Below are 18,027 nucleotides of genomic sequence, written 5' to 3'. Positions count from 1 at the left end.
CGTCAGATTCAGGCTCGGTCCCGCTCCCCGTCAGATCCGTCTCCGCCGATGCCGCTTTCCCCAGGGCCCCAACTCGAGTATCGGGGTCCGTCAGACGCGGGCGGTGCAACGGGACGGGAGATCCGGACACTGACGGGCACCGGAAAATCTACACCCATGAGAATCGCCTCACCGGGAACGAGACCAGGAAGAAGCCGCGTTGCGGAGTGATCGAGTTCGGCGGCAGCTTGTTCAACGCGCTGGCGGTCTCGACCATCAGCAAGCCTGTGGACGATCGTCATGCCAACTTGACTCAGGACTCCAGCAGGCAGGTCGCCGGGGCGCTGTGTCGCCACGCAGACTGTCAGACCATACTTGCGCCCCTCTTTCGCAATTGAGTCGAACGCGTTCAGCCTGGAACTTGAGAACTCATCACCGACAGTAACGTCGAAAAACTGATGCGCTTCGTCGACTGCGACGACAAGAGGCTTCACTCGAAATGCACCTGATCGCGCGCGAGCGAGTAGCGCCTGCCCGAGAATATTCACGACAATCTCTCGGAGGTGATTGGCGAACGTAAGGTTACGTAGGGACAGCCGGAGCAGGTGGGCACCGGGGTTATCAATCCACGAAGCGATCTCATCGATGACGTTCAAGGTTCCGGTCTGCGGATCTATGACCTGCATGACCTCCGGCGTCTGCAGCAGGTCGTTAATCCGGCTCACGAGGGTGCTAACATACCCGATTTGCGTATAATCCATCGAGCCGAAGCAGTCGGGCCTATTCTTATCGCTTGGCCAGACGCACTCCCATTGAATCTGCGTCCCGATCAGTTTGATGTCGAATGCAGCGTGCGGATCCTCAATAGTCGAGCCATATTTTCTGGTTGCGCCACCGAATGTAGCAATCTTGATTCCCGTCTTCCGAATCGTCCCGTCGGCGACCAGAGCTCGGTGCTCGCCGGTTGCACCGACATCGTTGGCAATGGCGTGAGCAAGGCGGAGAGTACGGATTGCCTCGCGGAGTTTGGGAAGTTGGGTCCCACTGGAGGGGTTCAAGAAAGCGCTACGGTCAGACTCGCGCATCATATGGTGCGGAATCCCGACCAGCTTCGTCCTGTCTGGCTCATCGTCAAGCGCACCGAAAGCAAGATGCGTTGCGCGGCTCCCGAGCGTATGGAACTCTCCGGTAGCGTCGATTAGGATCATCTTGCCGCCAAGGAGGGCGGTACTCTCGGCGATATGTCCCATGGTCCAACTCTTTCCAGACCCAGTCGATCCCACGATCGCCAAATGGCGGCCGAACAGCCTAGAGAGCGGAACCGCTACTTCTACCGACTCATCCACTGACAGGCGGCCGAGTACAAGCCGCGAGGGTCCGCTCACAGCACCTAGGACCGAGAGAATCGCCTCGGCACTGGCCGCATAGACGGGGTCACCCACCTTCGGGTACTTCACAATTCCGCGAATCGATCGCCCGTCGAGATGAAGCGTGCTCAAGAGCTGAATGCGGCCGTCGGCAGGAAGCCTGCGCTCGCTTTGGCTGAGGATATCAGCGTTCGTTGTTGGGGCTCCAACGCGAAGGAGGCGACCAAAGGCCGCGCTGCCGCCTACGTCAATAAGGACAAACTCGCCAACTTCACCGCGCCCGAGATACTCGCCAAAGTGCGACTTGGGGAGTCGTGTCGCAGCGACGAAGCTGACGTCCGCGTAGGACCCTTCGATTTGAAAGACGACGCCTATCATCCGCTCGGGTGTGAATGGGTGGAGTCTCACGGCCGAATGTCAACCGGTCGACGTTGTGAAGTGCGCTCGTTGTGCGCGTCGCGCTCTTCGAGTAGAGGGACGTCGGGGAGCCACTTCACCAGTTCTGCGAAGGTAGCGCGCAGGAGCGTTAGGCGGCGATCGCCCCGGAGAATTAGGTCTTCGATCCACGCGATTGTCTCTGATCGGTCCGACTCTCGCGCTCCCGGCGTGACAAAAACGGCGCGCATGCCGATGTTGCTCCTGAGTGCGGCTTCGATCGGAGCCACCAGGTGTTCGTCGTTGAACCCAAACCCGGCAACAATCAGGCCAACGTCCGATTGTCGCAACGCAATTTGAAACCGAGACATGAACTCCAGATACGGTTGCTGGTAGGAAAGTCGGTACTTGGCCACGGACGGATAGATGAGCACGGGATTCGACGGCCGCCCGCTAGTCTTTCGTACAACACCACCGGAGCCATCCCAGTCAACTGAACCGTGAAGCTTGAGTAGATGGAATACGCTCGGCTCGAGCGCCAATTGCTCATGCGGTCGGCGACGAACATAGTCCAGATCGAACGAGCCGCCGTCGAATTCGCGTCCACCATAACCGAAGCCGTCAATCAAGTTGAATCGTGCTCGGCGGGCGGCGGTCTCAATAGCGAGATCATAGTTCGTGGTGAATACCTGAGTCCGTTGCAGCCGCGTGGAGCGCCGTGCGACTTTTCGGAGGAACAGTTCATGGGTCGTCAGGTCGGAATGGTCGTCAACGAAGTTGCACTGTTCCCAGACGGCAATCTCGGCCGCTTCAACAAAGCTCTGGAGGTCAACGCTCTTCTCGAATGACAGGCGGGATGCCGCTTCTGAGAGCACTAGTTCAAGGTTCTCGGTTGCTAGGGTTTCGGCCTTGAGTTTTGTTGCGGCGTGTTTGAAAGAGGGAAGCGCCTCTACGGTCGCCCAGAGGTCCGCCATGCCCGGAGCCGTTTTTGCGTTCGCTCCCTTCTTTGGCGTAACACTGAACGATGTACCTGAGCCTGCCAACACTACGAGGTGCTCAGCATTTACTATTAGGCCGAGTTCCTCACGCATTGCGCTCTCTGCGTTTTCGCGCGATGCTTGGGCCGCATCATCCTCCGATTCGCCAACAGCGAACGACTGCCAGGCGCGCGTGAAGGGGCCAAGCACCTCAGAAGGCAGCTCTACGAGCCCCGCGACTCCATTGGCCTGATCACTCACTTCTCGGTCTCCTAGGCTCGGGGCCATTCCGACACGTTGCCCTAGTGGCTACGACCACCGCGACCGGTCGAACGTCATCCGTCAGCGTAGCTCAGGCCAACCGTGTCCGGATTGGGTACGGCCACCAATTCGCGACGAGACCGTCGCTCAGGATATTCGAGAATGCGTGTGCGCCCCGTGCCGCGCGAAGGGGCACGCCGCGGGATCGCGGCCAGACACGGAGCCGCTGCCTTGCGAGGGCAGACACTGGCCCACGAGTGCCAGAGGTGTCCCGGCCTCTGCTTGCTCCTCGCGGCCCTCTGGGGAGCCGAAACGGACGTGCATGCGCGGCGAGTCAGCTTCGGCGACGACTTGCTCGACTCCGGGGTGGCCACGACCGGCCCGATCGCCTTCCGCAGATCGGACTGGACCTACCTTGTGCCCGCGGCTCTGCTCGGACCCCGCCGCCAATCAGGTCACGACGACACGGCGCTGGGAGTGGCGACCCGGCTGAAGAGCGGCGACGACCTGGTCGAACTGCGGAACGGGGCGACCGCCCTTGAACGCGCGAAGGCGATCAGCGAGGTGCTTGCCTTGAACGACGCCGACCCCGTCAAGCGACTTGCCGCCGCTTGCCACGTCTCCCCACCAGACGATGACCGGCTGCACCCACACTTTCTGACCGCACCGCTGCGTGATCTGGCCGCTCAACGCCGCGCCTTCCGCGCGAGCCTTGCGGAGCATCGACTCGACGTCGCGGTACAGGTCCTCGTCGTACTGGTGCCGCCCCACGAAGCGCCCTTCGGCCGTCTGCTCCAGCCGATAGCCCGACCACTTGGAGTTCAGGCAGAACGCTCCACCAGGGCCAAGCACGACGTGGTCGAGGTTCGCCGAGCCGTTGACCAGGTCGTGTAGGACGACCCAGCCTTCCTTCTCCAGAACTCGCAGCTGCTTCGCGGTCGCTTCCTCGCCGTAGGCGCCTTCCTGCCAGCTCGCGATCGAGACCGGCGGGGACTGGCGCAACGCGATGAGCGTCGCACCGAGCGCACCAGCGAAGGCGGCCCTTGCCCACGTCAGATCGCCGGGAAACAGTCTCATCAACCATGAGAACGCGAACCAGAAGGCGACGGCTGCCAGAGTGGCCAACGCCCACAGCTTGCGGTGACGGCGCAGCCAAGTCCTTCGCAGGGCGGCGTACTTCCGACGGGCTCTCGCCCCTGCGCGCCGACGGTTACTTCTTGCGTCAACCTGCTTCTTCATCGCCGTGAGCACACCGTGTCATCGGCTTGCCCGACGGGAGCATTGAGGCCCGGCGGCATTCGGCCCGTCGCTCAACCGCCCGATCACGACGGTCAGCCCTAAGTTCAGCGGCATCGGTTCACCCCACGAGTCGAGCCTTGTCGGCGTCGTCAGCGTCACTGGTCTCGTCGCCTTGTGCTTCCCACGGCCTCGGGCGGTGTGCGCCTCGCGTGTTGCGGTCGGATCCGCATACCTGTTGTTGAGAGCCACGTCGTCCACAGATCCGGGGACCCACCGGCGCAGCAAGGACACCAGCCCTCACCGTGACAGGAGCGGGCAGGCATGGGCCCACCCGGGAACAGCGTGGAGGTGGTGGGCGATGACAAGACTCTGGACCGCGCCGGCGGAAGTCCTGACCGACCAAGCCGACCCGGGCTGGGAAGGGATCTGGACCCTGACCTACGCCGCCGGGCACGCGGCCATCAACCTCGGCCTCGCCGTCCCCCTGGGCGTGGCAGTCGACCTGGCCTACGCGGCGATGGACTTCCGCGAAGCCCAGGACGAGCTCGAGTGGGCCCACCCCGATCTGCCCGCCCGATGCGCCGCGGTTGACCTCGGCCAGCTCGACCCCACCGAGGGTGAACCCCGGGCGCGACTGATCATCGACCAGCTCGCCACCGCCGCCCTGCACCGAGCCATCGCGTTGGCGACCACCGACCTGGACGTCCCGGACCTGCTGTGCCTGGCCCGGGTCACCCCCAAACTGTTCACCGGGCGGGCCAAGGTCACCGGACGGATGCCATGACCACCCCGACCACCATCGCCCGACCGGCGACCTACGGGGACCTGATGGACCTGGCGGCCCGCGCCATCTACGACGGGTCGGCCCTGGTCCAACGCCTCCCCCTTCAACAACCGCACCGACGCGCACGTGGTCCTGGGCCACTACCGCGACGCCCTCGACGCCCTCGGCGACCACGTCTGGCACCTCGTCACACCCGCCCGACGCGCCGGAGTCCTCGCCTCGATTCACCCCGAGGCCACCGAACGCGCCGCCGTGTCCATGGCCCTCGCCATCGACGAGCTCACCGGACACGAGCGCCCGCTGCCCTTCTTGCGGGACGCGACCCTCACCAGCCAGCCCGGGCTGACCAGCCACTGGTCACGGGCCGCGAAGTTCGTGCGCGCGGCCAGTGACCTCATCGCCGTCCACCACGACCCCAACGGGCACCCCCGCTCCCCCGATGCCGCCCTGATCGAGGACCCCGGACCCCGCGCCACCGCCTTGGCCAGGGTCGGCGACCTCGCACGCGCGATGCTCGCGATGGAGGACACTCTCGCGTTGCGCGCCATTCAAGCCGGCATCCCAGGGACCCACGTCCGCCGGCAACTGCCCGGCATGGGACGTGTCCGCACCCACGCCCGCGACGCCGCCTCCGGAAGGGGCACATCGGTCGAGACGGGGAGCCTCGACGACGTCGGCCTACTCGGCAACCCGATCAGGACCAGTGACCCGATCGTCGAGCTCAGCGACCGACTCCTCCGACTACGGCGAAAGTCCTGGGAACTGGTCAGCCACCCCGACCACTCGATCGGGACCCTGCGCGACCTCGCCACCGCCGGTGTTGCCATCCACGCCCATGCGGCCGCGTTCTACGGCGCCGACGTCGTCCACGGCCCGCAGTCCCGGGTCCTGGACCCAGCGACCGATGGCCTCCTGGAACACGGCCGCACCTGGCAGGACCTCGCCGTGCGCCTACGCCCATTCATCACTCCAGCCCCCTGCGACGACGTCGTGCGCGACGACCTCGTCGCCATCGGGCACCTCCTGCAGACCCTTGCGCCCCTGACCGGACCGACAGCAGGCGGGGCGACCCGGCTCAGCGAGCGACCTACCGGGGCCGCACTAAACGGTGCGGCCCAGGTCATGGCCGACATCGCCGAGTGGAACACCCGGACCTTCACCCGCCTCGCCCACAGCGGCCAACTGCACATCCCCGCCCGCGCCCTGACCGGAGACGACGTCACAAACGACCCCACCCTGACCACCGCCAAGCTCACCGGACGCCTCGTCACCCCACCCGAGTCAGCCACGTCCCGGATCACCGAGCTGTACGACGTCGTCCAGCACCACCCCATCCGCGCGATGGCGCCCGGCTACACGCCACCCCGCGCAGGGCTCGAGGCCCGGACCCAGGACCAGTCATCCATCGCCCGACGCGAGATCGGAGACGGACCTGCTCGATGACACGCCCCGAGGAGTTAGCGGGGCGCCCGCGAGTGAAGACCCGCCCCCCGGCCCGACAACGGAAGCCCACTGGGTCGGATCGGCTGGCGCGCTGAGCGCGCCGCCGTGCGTGCGCATCGCCGCGTCGTCCGGTCATCGGCGACATGCGAGCGCCCGACTTCCAGACAAGTCGGCCGCGCAGCAGTCGCCGACAGCATCTCGAAGTTCCACCCGGCACAGGACGCCGCTGTCCATGGGGGCGGGCCGTTGCTCAGGTTCGGTCCGAATTGGGCCGATACTCGTGCTGGCGCCTGCTGAACGACGCCAGATCCGATTGACCTGCCTGGGGAGGTATTGGAGCTGTGAAGACCGGCCCAGGTTCCCGACGGACCGCGACGCGCCGTTCGGCCGTCGCGTCGCTCGTACGAGGAGGTCTTGCACGCGAGGCGAACGACCGGTCGGACGGGCAGGTCATCGGTTCCATCAGGCAGGTCCTTCCGTTCGCACTTGCCGCGTCCTCGGTGCCGTTGACGGCGCTGGCCAATGGCGACGTGTCAGATGGACGTGCGCTCGCGCTCGGTCTGGGGGTGGTCTCGGCAATGCTCCCGGCTGTCGTCGTCCTGATGGTTCGCCGGGTTCCGGCCTGGGTCGAGTGGGGCGTTCTGGCCGGCACCTTCGCCGGGCTCATGCTCTTGGTCCAGGGAACGGGCTCGGTGCATTCCGGGGGGCTGATCGCGCTGGTGATCCCGGTGGTGTGGATGGCGCTGTATGAGCGGCCTAGGCAAGTGGGCGGTGCTCTTGTGCTTGAGGCGATTGCCGCGTTCACGCTTCGTCGGGCCGACACGACTGCTCACCTTGTCCGCGAGGACGTGCGGCTGGTCACTGTCTTCTTGGCTGTCTCGGTACTGATCGCTTGGGCGACGGCCCGGCTTGTCGGGAAGCTGGCGCGAAGTGAGCGCGCCGCCCAGCGCGGTCAAGCGACGATCGCCGCGATCGCAGGTGCGGCACGTCAGATCCGCGAGAGCCCCGACCCGCGATCGTCCGCATGCGAGGCGGTGATGAACGTGTCCGGAGCGGCCTGCGTTCTACTCATCGAGTCCGACGGACCAGAGCACCTGACAATCACCGCGACGGCCGGGGTTCCCTTCCAGGCTGTGCAGGTGAGCCGGGCGGAACCGTCGGCGTCGGTGCTCGCCTTCCAGACCGGCGAGCCCGTCTACATCGGTGACGTGGATGGGGACTCGCGGGTCAACCCCCGCCTGGTCGCCTTGACGGGCGCCCGGGCACTTCTCGCTCAGCCGTTCAGCCACGGCGGTGTCGTGAGCGGAGTCGTTGTGGCCACCTGGTCCGAGCCACGCCCGGCCGCTGGGGCCGAGACCATTCATACGCTCGAGATGCTCGTCGATGAGTTTGGTTCAGCCCTGGAACGAGCGGATCTGTATGAGGTGCTGCGCCGACGGGCGACCACCGACGCACTGACCGGGATGGCAAACCGTCGGGTGTGGCGCGCCGAGCTTCCCGAGATGATGGCCGGGCCCGAAGTCCTGTGCATCGCCGTGTTGGACCTGGACTCCTTCAAGGACTACAACGACACTCGTGGTCACCTCGCCGGGGACAGGTTGCTGGCCGCTCTGGCGAAGTCCTGGTCTTCGCAGCTTCGACCGCAGGACCTCTTGGTGCGCTGGGGCGGTGAGGAGTTCGCCCTCGCCCTTCCCGGGTGCGACCTGCCGAGCGCACTGGAGGTCCTGGAACGGCTGCGGGCGTCGGTTCCCGATGGTCAGACGGTATCGGCGGGGCTGGCTTGCTGGGACGGTTCGGAGACGATCGAAGCGATGATGTCACGCGCCGATGCCGCCCTGTACCGGGCCAAACAGACCGGCCGAGACCGCACTGTCCTCGCCGTCGAGCACACCGTGCCCGAGGAGCTGACCCGCGCCGTGCACGCGGACCGACCCTGGTGAACCCCTAGGCCTGTGCGACGGGCATGGCGTCCACTCACGGCCTCGGGAGGCTGAATGCGCGTGCCTGGACATTCGCAGGGGCAGGGCGGGAGAGGAAGAACCCCTGGGCGTGAGGAATGCCGATCTCGCGCAGGGCGGCGAGTTCGGCGGCTGTCTCGACGCCTTCGGCGATGAGCGTGATCTGGCGCTTGTCGGCGAAGTACTTCATGCCATCCACGAGTGCGTTGCGGCCCGGGTCGGTGTCGACGTCGCGAATGATGGCGATGTCGAGCTTGACGATCTCGGGTTCGAGCTCGAGCATGTGGCGCAGGCTCGCGTACCCCGCGCCGGCGTCGTCGATCGCCAGCCGCACGCCAGGACGCAGCGCGGCGAGGTGGGCGCGCAACGCGGCGTAGTCCTCGATGACCTCGTGCTCGGTCACCTCGATGACCAGGCTCCGGGTGACGCCCTTCAGCAGACCGGCAGGCTCTCCGCTCGTCACGAACGCGGGCGACATATTCAACGTGAGGTAGGCACCCACAGGCAGGTCGCGTGCTGCGTGCAGCGCCGCGTTCAGCGTGGCCCTCTCCAACTCGATGCCCAGACCAGCGCGGTGGGCGCGCTCGAACACGATGTCCGGGCGGACCCCACCGGTGAACCGGGTCAGGGCTTCGAAGCCGACCGTTGTGCCGGTTGCGACCTCGACGATGGGCTGGAAGACCGGGCTGAACAAGCCCTGGTCCAGGATCGAGCCGATTGCGGCGGCGGCGTCGTTGGTGGCGTGCAGGTCGTCAAGCCCGGGCCGCAGGAGCGGAGCCAGGGCGGATGTGAGCGTTTCCAGCAGCGGTATCCGAGCCCCTAGGTCACGTGCTGCGCTCGATCTGCTCGCGGAGATGGCCAGGGCGCCGAAGACGTGGCCCCCGGAGGTGAGCGGGGCATACGCAATCATCCGCGGCAGGTCCTCTGCCGGTTCATGCGCGTGCGGGTGGGGTGAGCCGGGGTGAGAGGAGTAGGCCAGCAAGCACGGTCCACCAGCAAGGTTCGCGCGCAGGTACTCGCCCAGTGCATTCACCCCGGTCGGGTTCAGCTCGAACGCCCGAGGGTCGACACCTGACATCGCCAGGATCGACTCGTCTCCCACTGCAAGGTCGATGACGGCGGCGGCTTGGACGCCGTCGAGCGCGCGCAGCTCGGCGCATGCCGCAGCGGCGATGTCATGCACGTTCGAATCGCTCTCGATGTGCGCAAGAGACGCCCTGACTGCGGCACGTTCGCGTGTCTCTCTGTCGACTTGAGATTGCAGTCCACGTTCGCGGGTGACATCGCGGTCGGTGTGCACGTACCCGGTGATGGTGCCGTTCTCGCCGTGGATCGCCGAGATGGTTGCGTCCACCTCGACAAGGTGGCCGTCGCGGCGTCGGTAGGTCACTGCCCCACGCCACATCCCGGTGCCGTGGACGATGTCGGCGACTCCTGACCAGAATTCTGGTGGGTGCTGGCCCCCGTCCGCGACGCGCTGGTCGCGGCCGAGTATCTCCTGGTTTGGCCACCCGGACATCGCCGTGAATGCGGGGTTCGCATACCGGACACGGTTGCGGGCGTCGCAGATCCACACGGCGTCACCGGTCTGCTCGATTGCCACGGCCAGGCGCAGCAGTTCCGATTCCGCGCGCCGACGATCACGGCTGGCCAGCGTCATGCGTAGCGCGACCAGGGCGACCAGGGCTACCTCGACGGCGGCGAAGGTCAGGTCCACAGACCGCTCGGAAGCAGGGGAGAAACCCGTGGGGCGTGAGAGGCCCAGCAGCTGAAGAATCGAAGGCATCGCCAACGCCAGTCCCACCAGAACGACCTCGGGCAGTCCGCTGCCCGCACGCACACGGGCTAGGTCGCTCGGCCTGCGGATTATCAAGGTCATCGAGGGGTGCAGTGCGGCGGCACCGAGCAGTCCGTATCCGGCAAGTAGCCCTCCCCCGTACCAGCCGCCGAGTTGGTCGCCACCGGCGAGCAGAGCGACACCACCAGCCATTCCCGAGACCATCAGCGCTGCCACCCCGGCGATGAGCAGCCAGGCGGACCACACCCGCGTGCGCCCGGAGAACACCAGGGAGAACAGCGCCGCAAGTCCAACGACGGCCACCAGGGCGAATCCTGTCAAGATGAGGACGCCACCGGCATTGCGGGTCTGGGGGAACCACACCAGGAGCGCCGCCCACAAGCACAGGCCCGCAGCGATCGCCGCGATCCAGGCGTCGGCGAGCGTGATCAGGCCAACGGTGCCCGACGTCCACGTCAACGCGACCACAGCCGACGTCAGGACCACATAGCCGAGAAGGTCCAGGGCGAGAGGCACGCTCGCACCCGTGAGTAGGGCTCCGTGCGCGTCGACCAGCGAGGAAGCCACATCGCCGACCAGGGAAAGTGACATTGCGGCGAACAGCATGTGCCACGCGCCGCGGTGCTCAGGGCGGTGAACGCGCACTCCCACCCAAAGCCCCGCCAGTGCAAGAACTCCCGTTGCGACGTATGCCCACAACCATGCGCCGTCTGGTGCGGCCGGCACGATGAGCACACCGCAGGCATCGGCCACCAGGAATGCCACGAACGTGCGCGTACTCCCCGGCCCGGGCACGGACCGGTCACGTGTCGCCGTGCCGGGTGGCGGGTCTTGGGCTCGCCCGGGCACCCGTCGACGATCGATCAGACGTACCGTACTCCCGCCCACCAGGCCCACTTCCTGCCTCCGGCTCGGCGCCTTCGGCCGCATCGCCATCGACGACCCTTCGACAGTCATCGGCAGCCGGAGAGCCGAGAGTGAGCGCGAATCCTGAACCATCCCGGATGTCCGGTTGTGTCCCGAGAGCTTGGACGCCGCGACGGCAGACACGTGAGGGTTCAGGCCGCGACCGCACCCGGCCGGACGTTGGACGTGCACGCGATCATGCGCGCAGCGCAACGCGCCGATAGAGGAACAAGGCTCGGTGTGGAGCCGGCCGCCGACAGTGCACGGGAAGGGCTCATGGTGAACAACCCGACAACAGTGCTGGTGTTGACCCCGAGCCTGGGTGGGCACTACTTCGGAGAGCTGCTGGCCGGCCTGGCCCGGGAGGTCGCCGGAACCGGTGGGCGCCTGGTTGTCGTGGAGACCCTCACCGAGGCCGCACCGCGTGATGAGGCTGGCGCACCGGGCGATTTCGCGACCCCGGTGGCGTGGTCGCACGTGGACGGCGTCGTCTCCATCACCACGGCGGTCGGCGCACCGTACCTACGTCAGCTGCGCGACGGCGGGCGACCCGTCGTCCTGTCGAGCACTCTGATGGGCGACTTCGACGCACCGGTGGCGATGCCCGACAACCACGGCGGGACCTTCACGGCGGTCGAGCACCTGATTGGGCACGGCCACACCCGGATCGGGTTCGTCGGCAACCTTGCCCAGCAGGACATCCGAGCCAGGTACGACGCGTACCGGCAGGCTCTGGACACGTACGACCTGGAGTTCGATCCTACGACCGTCTTTGCGGCGCCAGACAACGGCGAATCTGGCGGGCGCAGCGCTGGCCTCGCCCTGCTCGCGTGCGCTCGACGCCCCACAGCGATGATGGTCGCTACGGACCGCAACGCCCTCGGGCTCCTCGGCGTGCTCACCGGAGCTGGGATGGTGCTTCCTGACGAGTTGGCGATCGCGGCGTTCGACAACATCGAGGCAGGAGCGTTCAGCTCTCCCCCTTTGACGAGCGTCAACCAGCGCTTCGGCGACGTCGGCTCACTCGCCGGTCGTTTGGTGATGGCGGCGGTGCGGGATGAGGTGGTGCCGAACTCGGTCTTTACACCGCAGTCCGTCGTCCTGGCGGTGCGCGCGTCGTGCGGGTGCTCCGGCGGCGGGCACCGCAGCGAGCTGCTGACGGCCGATGGTTCGCCCGCCCTCTCGCCCGATCTTCTGCGCGATGAGCTTCAGGACGTGCTTTTCACCGAGCTGCTCAGCGGCGGCGACCTCGTCTCCGGACCCGCTCACGATGCAGTCGTTGCGGCCCTCGCGCACGCCGAGCACCTGGTGACCTCCGGAGAACCGGTGACCGAGTCCGGGATCCGGGCCCTGACGGTCGCACTTCGGGGTCTGACCGCTCACCCCGAGACTCGGCGCCGGATCATCGACGCCGTTGCGGATTACGCCGAGCGGGTCGTGGCCCCCGGTGTGCACGCCTCAGCATCCGCTCGCGTCAGCGCAGCACTGTGGAAGGCCCAGACCGGTGCATACCTCAGCCGGGCCGAAGCCACCGAAGCCGCGATCACGGAGCAGTACGTGGTGGACGCCGGGCTACTTGACACCGAGAACATCGATCCGCGCGATCTTGGATGGCTCGCCGGTACGCACATCAAAGCCGCCGTCCTGGCCTTGTGGGAGGGCGAACCCTCGGACGGACTCCTCGACGTCGTCGGCACGTACGACCCCGGGAACACACTCCCTGGCCTGGTCGCGAGCCGCACCACCGTCCAGGCATTCCCCCCAGTGGCACTCATCGATCTCCTCGCCGCCACCGAGGGTGAGATCTGTGTGGTCGTCCCAGTCCGCACCGCAGCACGCGACTGGGGCCTGCTGGCCGTCGTGGGGACCGTGGACTCCACGTCCGAGCGTGAGACTTATCAACACTGGGCGGCGCTGTTGTGTGCAGCCCTGAAGTCGCAGCATCTCCAGCAGGAGGTGACCAGGAGTGCGCTGTACGACGCCCTCACCGGGCTCCCCAACCGCCGGCTCTTCCTCGAACGCCTCAACGTGGCGATCGCCGGCAGAGACAGATCCGGGACACCCTTCGCGGTCTTGTTCCTGGACCTGGACGGCTTCAAGCTGATCAACGACTCCCTCGGCCACCAGACGGGCGACCAAGTCCTGACGGCCGTCGGTGACCGGATCAGCCACGAACTCCGGGCGGTGGACACCGGGTCACGGTTCGGCGGCGACGAGTTCGCGGTCCTCTTGCACGACACCGACCCCGCAGGTGCGCTCCAGGTCGCGCACCGGGTTCAGGCCGCCCTCGCACGACCCCTGGACCTGGACGGGCCCGACGTCGCTATCAGGGCGAGCATCGGAATCGCAACCAGCTCCGTGGAGTACGCCTCGGGCGAGGACATCTTGCGCGACGCGGACACCGCTATGTACCGGGCCAAGGGAGACGAACCAGGGACGGTCGCCTTCTTCGACGAGGCGATGCGTGCACACGCGGTCCACCAACAGATCCTTCACGCCGAGATCCATCGGGCCCTCGAGGAACACCAGTTCGAGGTCTTCTACCAGCCGATCGTCAACCTCACCTCAGGCCACACCGACAGGTTCGAGGCCCTCATCCGCTGGCGCCACCCCGATCGTGGCCTTGTCATGCCCGACGAGTTCCTTCCCGCCATGGAAGAGACCGGTTTGATCATCCAGCTCGGCCACTGGATCCTCGAGGAGGTCTGCCAACAGCTCGCGCACTGGGGCCCGCGGGTCGTCAACGTGGCCATCAACATCTCCGACCGCGAGTTCTGGCACCGGGACCTGCTGCCTCGCGTCCTGGAAGCCCTACACCGCCACCAGCTCGCGCCCGACAGGCTCACGCTCGAGGTCACCGAGGGCGTGCTGATGCGCCGACCCGAGACGGCGCTGCGCATGATGCGCGAGCTGCACCAGGCCGGGTTGCGACTGCACATCGACGACTTCGGGACCGGGTACTCCTCGCTGGAGACGCTGCATCGATTCCCTGTCGACGCCTTCAAGATCGACCGCTCCTTCCTGCGCAGCCTCGCGAGCGGCGACCACACGACCGAGCTCATCACCGCGCTGGTCGGACTGGGTAAGTCCCTGGGTCTGGCCGTGGTCGCCGAAGGCGTCGAGACCGGAGACCAACTCACCTTCCTGCAAAGCATCGGCTGCGCAACCGGACAGGGGTACCTCTTCATGCCCGCAGTGACGAGCGATCACGCTGAAGACCTGCTCGAACGCGACCTCTCCGACCAGCTCGAAGCGCCCAGGGCCCTCGCCGTGGAGCCGTGAACGCCCCATAGCCTGGGGGCCAGCCACGCGCACTGCGCGGGAGTGGGCCAGCGGCGCTCGATCGGCGCACGCCGCGCGCAGACGCCATCGGCTGCAACGGCGGTTGAGCTGCCCGCGTCGACTTGACTGCCCCTGTCCGTGGCAGGACTGGGAAGCCCTTGGAGTCTTGGTCGGCGGTGCACGTCGCCTTCCCCGCCTGCCTCGCCGGGCAACGGTTGGCGTGTTTGGCATTCGCCAGGGCGGTGGCTCGTCTGATGTGGTGGGCCTGTCCGACCACGATCGGCGGCGACCTGGGCCGTGGGGCCCGAGCCACCGGCGACGAGACGCGGGCACACCGCAGGCTGCGACCGGCTTCGACGCCTACGCGCGCGCCGATGGTGGTCGGCGCGCGCGAAGGCAGCTGTGCACCCCTCATCGGTGCCTCTGCAGGTTCTTCGATGCACTCCCTGCTCAGGGTGTGACGCGCGTCGCAGGTGGGTCGACCACTCGCGGGCCGCAGGGCGTCTTCGTCCGGTCAGATAAACAGCAGCTGCGCGCCGTCGGTCATCTCGATGAAGTCACTGGCGCTGATGATGGCCTCGACGTCGTCGTAGAGGTCGGTCTCGGTGAGCTTGTTCATGTCGGCGGACAGCCGGCACGCCCACAGATGGCCACCGGAGGCGACGATCTGCTCGAGGAAGTCGGGGACCTCGGGGATGTCGAGGTCGGCGATCGTCTTCTTCAGCTTGGTGGTCGCCATCGCGGTCATTCCCGGCAGGCCGCCGAGGCCTTGCGGCATGTGGGTCGCGGTGTTGCCGAGCATCGTGAACTGGAGGTTTCCCATGGTCTTCTTGGTGATCATGTCGAAGCCCCAGAAGGTGAAGAACAGGTGGACCTCGACCCCTTCACCGAGGGCGGCGTTGGCGAGGATCAGTCCGGGGTAGGCCATGTCGAGGCTTCCCTTGGAGCAGATGATGGCGAGCTTGCGGCCGCTGTCACCGGTCGTGTCGAAGTTCGGGACGATCGCCGGGGACGTGTCTGGAGTGCTCATCGTGGTCTCTTTCTCGTGGTCGACGGCGGGTCAGACGCAGCCGTGCGGCTTGGGCAGCCCGGCGATGTAGGCCATCTTCTTGGCGGGCTTCTGGGGGAAGAGCGCGAAGAGCTCCTTGATCGGGATGCCCCCGACGGTCGAGACCCGACGCAGCGTCGGGGTCTCTCCTTGCGCGGCGAAGTCCTTGCGGAGGAAGTTCAGTGCGGCCCAGTGCGCGTCGGTGAGTGTGATGCCGATCTGGGCGGCGAGGACCGGAGCGAGTTCGGCGTCCCACTGCGAGGGGTCGGTGAGGAAGCCCTCCTCGTTCACGGTGATCGGACGGCCTCCGAGCGTGGTGACAGTCATGGCGGTTCCTCTCGTCTAGCGGTTGGCGCTTGTGGGGGTGGACGCGGTGTTCTTGTCCGCGGACGTGCGGGAGGCGGTCGGGACAATCTTGCCGAGCATCGACATGTGGGAGGAGATCGGCAGTCGGCGCCCGGGGAGCAGGATGTTCCAGTAGATCCAGCGGAACGCGAGCTTGCCGAGGTGGTTGGCCCAGGTCTCCTTGAGCAGGTCCATCGGGCCCACGACCGGCAGGGGGAACTTGCCGGTCAGCGGCTCGGTGTCGTAGTTGAAGTCGATCAGCAGGCCCTTGCGGTCGCCGGTCTCGATGAAGCAGTTGGCGTGGCCGTCGAACGCCCCGGTCATGGGCTTGCCGGCGATCAGCTCCAGGAAGTTCTCGACGAAGATCTCCACGGAGAAGTGGGCGACCGATCCGGCCTTGGATGCGGGGATGTCCGAGGAGTCGCCGACCGCAAAGATGTTCGCGTGGGCGGTGGACTGCAGGGTGTGCTTGTTCACCGGCACGTAGTTGAGCTCGTTCCCGAGGCCCGAGCGGGCGACGAAGTCCGCCCCCATGTTCAGGGGGATCGTCACCAGGAGATCGAATGGCACCTCACGCTCGTCGTAGGAGACCAGCGTCTTGGTCTCGGTGTCGATGTGCTCGACCAGGAAGTCCGACTCGACGGTGATGTTGCGGCCGGCGAGAATCGCGCCGAGCGCCTCGGAGGCGATGGGCTTGGTGAAGACTCCCGGCAACGGTGTCACGTAGACGAGCTCCACGCGGTCGCGCAGTCCCTTCTCGCGCAACCATGCGTCGGCCAGGAACGTGAACTCCAGCGGCGCGACCGGGCACTTGATCGGCATGTCCGTGATGTGCACGACCAGGCGCCCGTGGTCGAAGTCCTTCAGCGCCCGGGACAGGGCGACCGAGCCGTCGAACGTGTAGAAGTCGAAGATGCTCTTGCGCCACTCCTCGTCGAGCATCCCCGGCGTCTGGTCGGGCCGCGGCGAGGTGCCCGAGGCGATCACGAGGTAGTCGTATCCCAGGTTCCGGCCGTCGGTGAGGGAGACCGTCTGGGCGTCCGGGTCGATCAGGTCGACCTCGCCGATCACGAGGTCGACGCCGTGTGCGAGGAATGCGTGTCGGGGCCGGTTGATCTGGTCCGGGGAGTAGATGTCGAACGGCAGGAACAAGAACCCGGGCTGGTAGGGGTGGATGTCGTCACGGTCCACGACCGTGATGTCCCACTCGCTCGCGGCCAGGTGCTTCCTGAGCTTGTTGACGATCATGGTCCCGGCCGTCCCGGCACCTAGAACCAACAGTCTCTGCTTCACGTCTGACTCCTCGTTCCATGCGGCTGGGTTGCCGGGCTCGCACTAGACACGTTATTCACGGACGCGGTCGCGAACACGGTCCGAAGGTCCTACCTACCCCCAGGGGTATCAACGCCCGCTGCGTGCGAGTCGGATCGGTGGCCGGGTGCAGTCCCCTGGGGTGGCGTGCCGGTGGTCCCGGGGATCGAGTCGTCGCAGCCGACGGCGGGGTCGGCGCGCGACTCTCACGGTCGCTGGGGCTGGCCGACATGTGGCGAGGTGACCGCGCCTCGAGGCTGGTCCTAGCCCTGTGTGGCGGCTCGTCACGCCACGGAAGGGTCCACCCCTGAGTGCGGTGCGACGTGCTGGATGGCCGCTCCACCGGTCGACGACTCGACCGGTCCGAGGACCCGCTCAGCTGTCACCGTCGCGGCGCCTGCGGGCACGGGTGTCCGCCTCGGGCGGCGCGAACGCCTCGTCGAGCTGGGCGGCGATCTCAGCCGCCCAGGCACGTATTGCGTCGAGGTCGCGGTAGTCGCCGTCGCGTCCGCGTGCGGCGGCGATGATGGTCCGTTCGGCGAACGACAGCACGGAGCGGTCGAGTCGACCGGCGAACTTCCTGTGTCCGCGCGCGGCGATGCGCTCGCTCAGGTCGCGCATCTCGGTCGGGAAGCTCACCCCAGAGGGAAGTACAGCGGCCAGGCCCGAGGAGAGCAACCAGACCGGGCGATGGGACAGCGCCGTCGCGGTGCGCTGGGCGAGCTCGCGCGCCTCGGGCAGCCAGCGCCCGTTGTAGATGGCCGAACCGAGCACCACGGCGGCGTAGGGGTCGAGCAGGGCCACATCGGCCGGATCGGCCTCGACGACGTCATGTCCGCCGGCCCGCAGGGCGTCAGCGATGACCGAGCCGATCTCCCGCGTGGCGCCGTGTCGTGAGGCGATTGCGACCAAGACCTGCATGCCCCACGCCTCCGCTCTGCGACTGGTTGACCG

General features: G+C 66.8%; 12 protein-coding genes. 4 read left to right on the top strand and 8 right to left on the bottom strand.

Features of this window, described 5'->3' with window-relative positions; all coding sequences use genetic code 11:
* Positions 1-8 precede the first annotated feature (8 nt).
* From LJB74_RS18945 to LJB74_RS18935, 3 genes are all read right to left on the bottom strand, one after another.
* Positions 9-1,724, bottom strand: coding sequence for an ATP-binding protein (locus tag LJB74_RS18945; protein WP_259309985.1), 1,716 nt, complete (start codon positions 1,722-1,724; stop codon positions 9-11).
* A 26-nt stretch (positions 1,725-1,750) separates the two neighbouring features.
* Positions 1,751-2,959 (bottom strand): SIR2 family protein, encoded by a 1,209-nt coding sequence (locus LJB74_RS18940; protein ID WP_259309984.1) that lies wholly within the window; start codon positions 2,957-2,959, stop codon positions 1,751-1,753.
* Positions 2,960-3,409: 450 nt separating this feature from the next.
* On the bottom strand, positions 3,410-4,198 hold the full coding sequence (locus tag LJB74_RS18935) for a nuclease-related domain-containing protein (RefSeq protein ID WP_259309983.1): 789 nt from the start codon (positions 4,196-4,198) through the stop codon (positions 3,410-3,412).
* 358 nt (positions 4,199-4,556) lie between these two features.
* Here LJB74_RS18935 and LJB74_RS18930 point away from each other — a divergent pair, with 358 nt between their 5' ends.
* From LJB74_RS18930 to LJB74_RS18920, 3 genes are all read left to right on the top strand, one after another.
* Complete coding sequence (locus LJB74_RS18930) at positions 4,557-4,982, top strand: hypothetical protein (protein ID WP_259309982.1); 426 nt, start codon at positions 4,557-4,559, stop codon at positions 4,980-4,982.
* Between the two features lie 126 nt (positions 4,983-5,108).
* The gene (locus LJB74_RS18925) at positions 5,109-6,425 is read left to right on the top strand and encodes a hypothetical protein (protein ID WP_259309981.1); all 1,317 of its coding nucleotides are present in this window, start codon (positions 5,109-5,111) and stop codon (positions 6,423-6,425) included.
* A gap of 506 nt (positions 6,426-6,931) precedes the next feature.
* Entirely contained in the window at positions 6,932-8,365 is a 1,434-nt protein-coding gene (locus LJB74_RS18920) for a GGDEF domain-containing protein (protein WP_259309980.1), read from the top strand.
* A 34-nt stretch (positions 8,366-8,399) separates the two neighbouring features.
* Here the strand turns inward: LJB74_RS18920 and LJB74_RS18915 are convergent, their stop codons facing one another.
* Entirely contained in the window at positions 8,400-11,417 is a 3,018-nt protein-coding gene (locus LJB74_RS18915; protein ID WP_259309979.1) for an EAL domain-containing protein, read from the bottom strand.
* Between LJB74_RS18915 and LJB74_RS18910 the strand changes: the two genes are divergently transcribed.
* Positions 11,394-14,369 carry an EAL domain-containing protein gene (locus LJB74_RS18910; protein WP_259309978.1) on the top strand — a complete coding sequence of 992 codons (2,976 nt, stop codon included), beginning with the start codon at positions 11,394-11,396 and terminating at the stop codon, positions 14,367-14,369. The two genes, LJB74_RS18915 and LJB74_RS18910, sit on opposite strands and share 24 nt — an antisense overlap.
* A 514-nt stretch (positions 14,370-14,883) precedes the next feature.
* Here LJB74_RS18910 and LJB74_RS18905 read toward each other — a convergent pair.
* The 4 genes from LJB74_RS18905 to LJB74_RS18890 form a co-directional block, all read right to left on the bottom strand.
* Entirely contained in the window at positions 14,884-15,399 is a 516-nt protein-coding gene (locus LJB74_RS18905; RefSeq protein ID WP_259309977.1) for a DsrE/DsrF/DrsH-like family protein, read from the bottom strand.
* Positions 15,400-15,429: 30 nt separating this feature from the next.
* Entirely contained in the window at positions 15,430-15,744 is a 315-nt protein-coding gene (locus LJB74_RS18900) for a TusE/DsrC/DsvC family sulfur relay protein (protein ID WP_259309976.1), read from the bottom strand.
* A gap of 15 nt (positions 15,745-15,759) precedes the next feature.
* The gene (locus tag LJB74_RS18895; RefSeq protein WP_259309975.1) at positions 15,760-17,055 is read right to left on the bottom strand and encodes an NAD(P)/FAD-dependent oxidoreductase; all 1,296 of its coding nucleotides are present in this window, start codon (positions 17,053-17,055) and stop codon (positions 15,760-15,762) included.
* 393 nt (positions 17,056-17,448) lie between these two features.
* Positions 17,449-17,994: a flavodoxin domain-containing protein gene (locus LJB74_RS18890; protein WP_259309974.1), complete on the bottom strand. Its 546-nt coding sequence runs from the start codon at positions 17,992-17,994 to the stop codon at positions 17,449-17,451.
* Positions 17,995-18,027 lie beyond the last annotated feature (33 nt).

This window comes from Cellulomonas sp. P24, assembly GCF_024704385.1.
GTDB lineage: Bacteria > Actinomycetota > Actinomycetes > Actinomycetales > Cellulomonadaceae > JAJDFX01.
The sequence above is the reverse complement of the archived record's forward strand: the minus strand, read 5'-3'. Positions and strand labels throughout refer to the sequence as shown.

Bases quoted from the DNA above. Each gene is read 5' to 3' on its own strand.
- LJB74_RS18945 (WP_259309985.1), bottom strand. From the start codon at position 1,724: ATGATAGGCGTCGTCTTTCAAATCGAAGGGTCCTACGCGGACGTCAGC.
- LJB74_RS18935 (WP_259309983.1), bottom strand. From the start codon at position 4,198: ATGAAGAAGCAGGTTGACGCAAGAAGTAACCGTCGGCGCGCAGGGGCG.
- LJB74_RS18930 (WP_259309982.1), top strand. From the start codon at position 4,557: ATGACAAGACTCTGGACCGCGCCGGCGGAAGTCCTGACCGACCAAGCC.
- LJB74_RS18905 (WP_259309977.1), bottom strand. From the start codon at position 15,399: ATGAGCACTCCAGACACGTCCCCGGCGATCGTCCCGAACTTCGACACG.
- LJB74_RS18900 (WP_259309976.1), bottom strand. From the start codon at position 15,744: ATGACTGTCACCACGCTCGGAGGCCGTCCGATCACCGTGAACGAGGAG.
- LJB74_RS18890 (WP_259309974.1), bottom strand. From the start codon at position 17,994: ATGCAGGTCTTGGTCGCAATCGCCTCACGACACGGCGCCACGCGGGAG.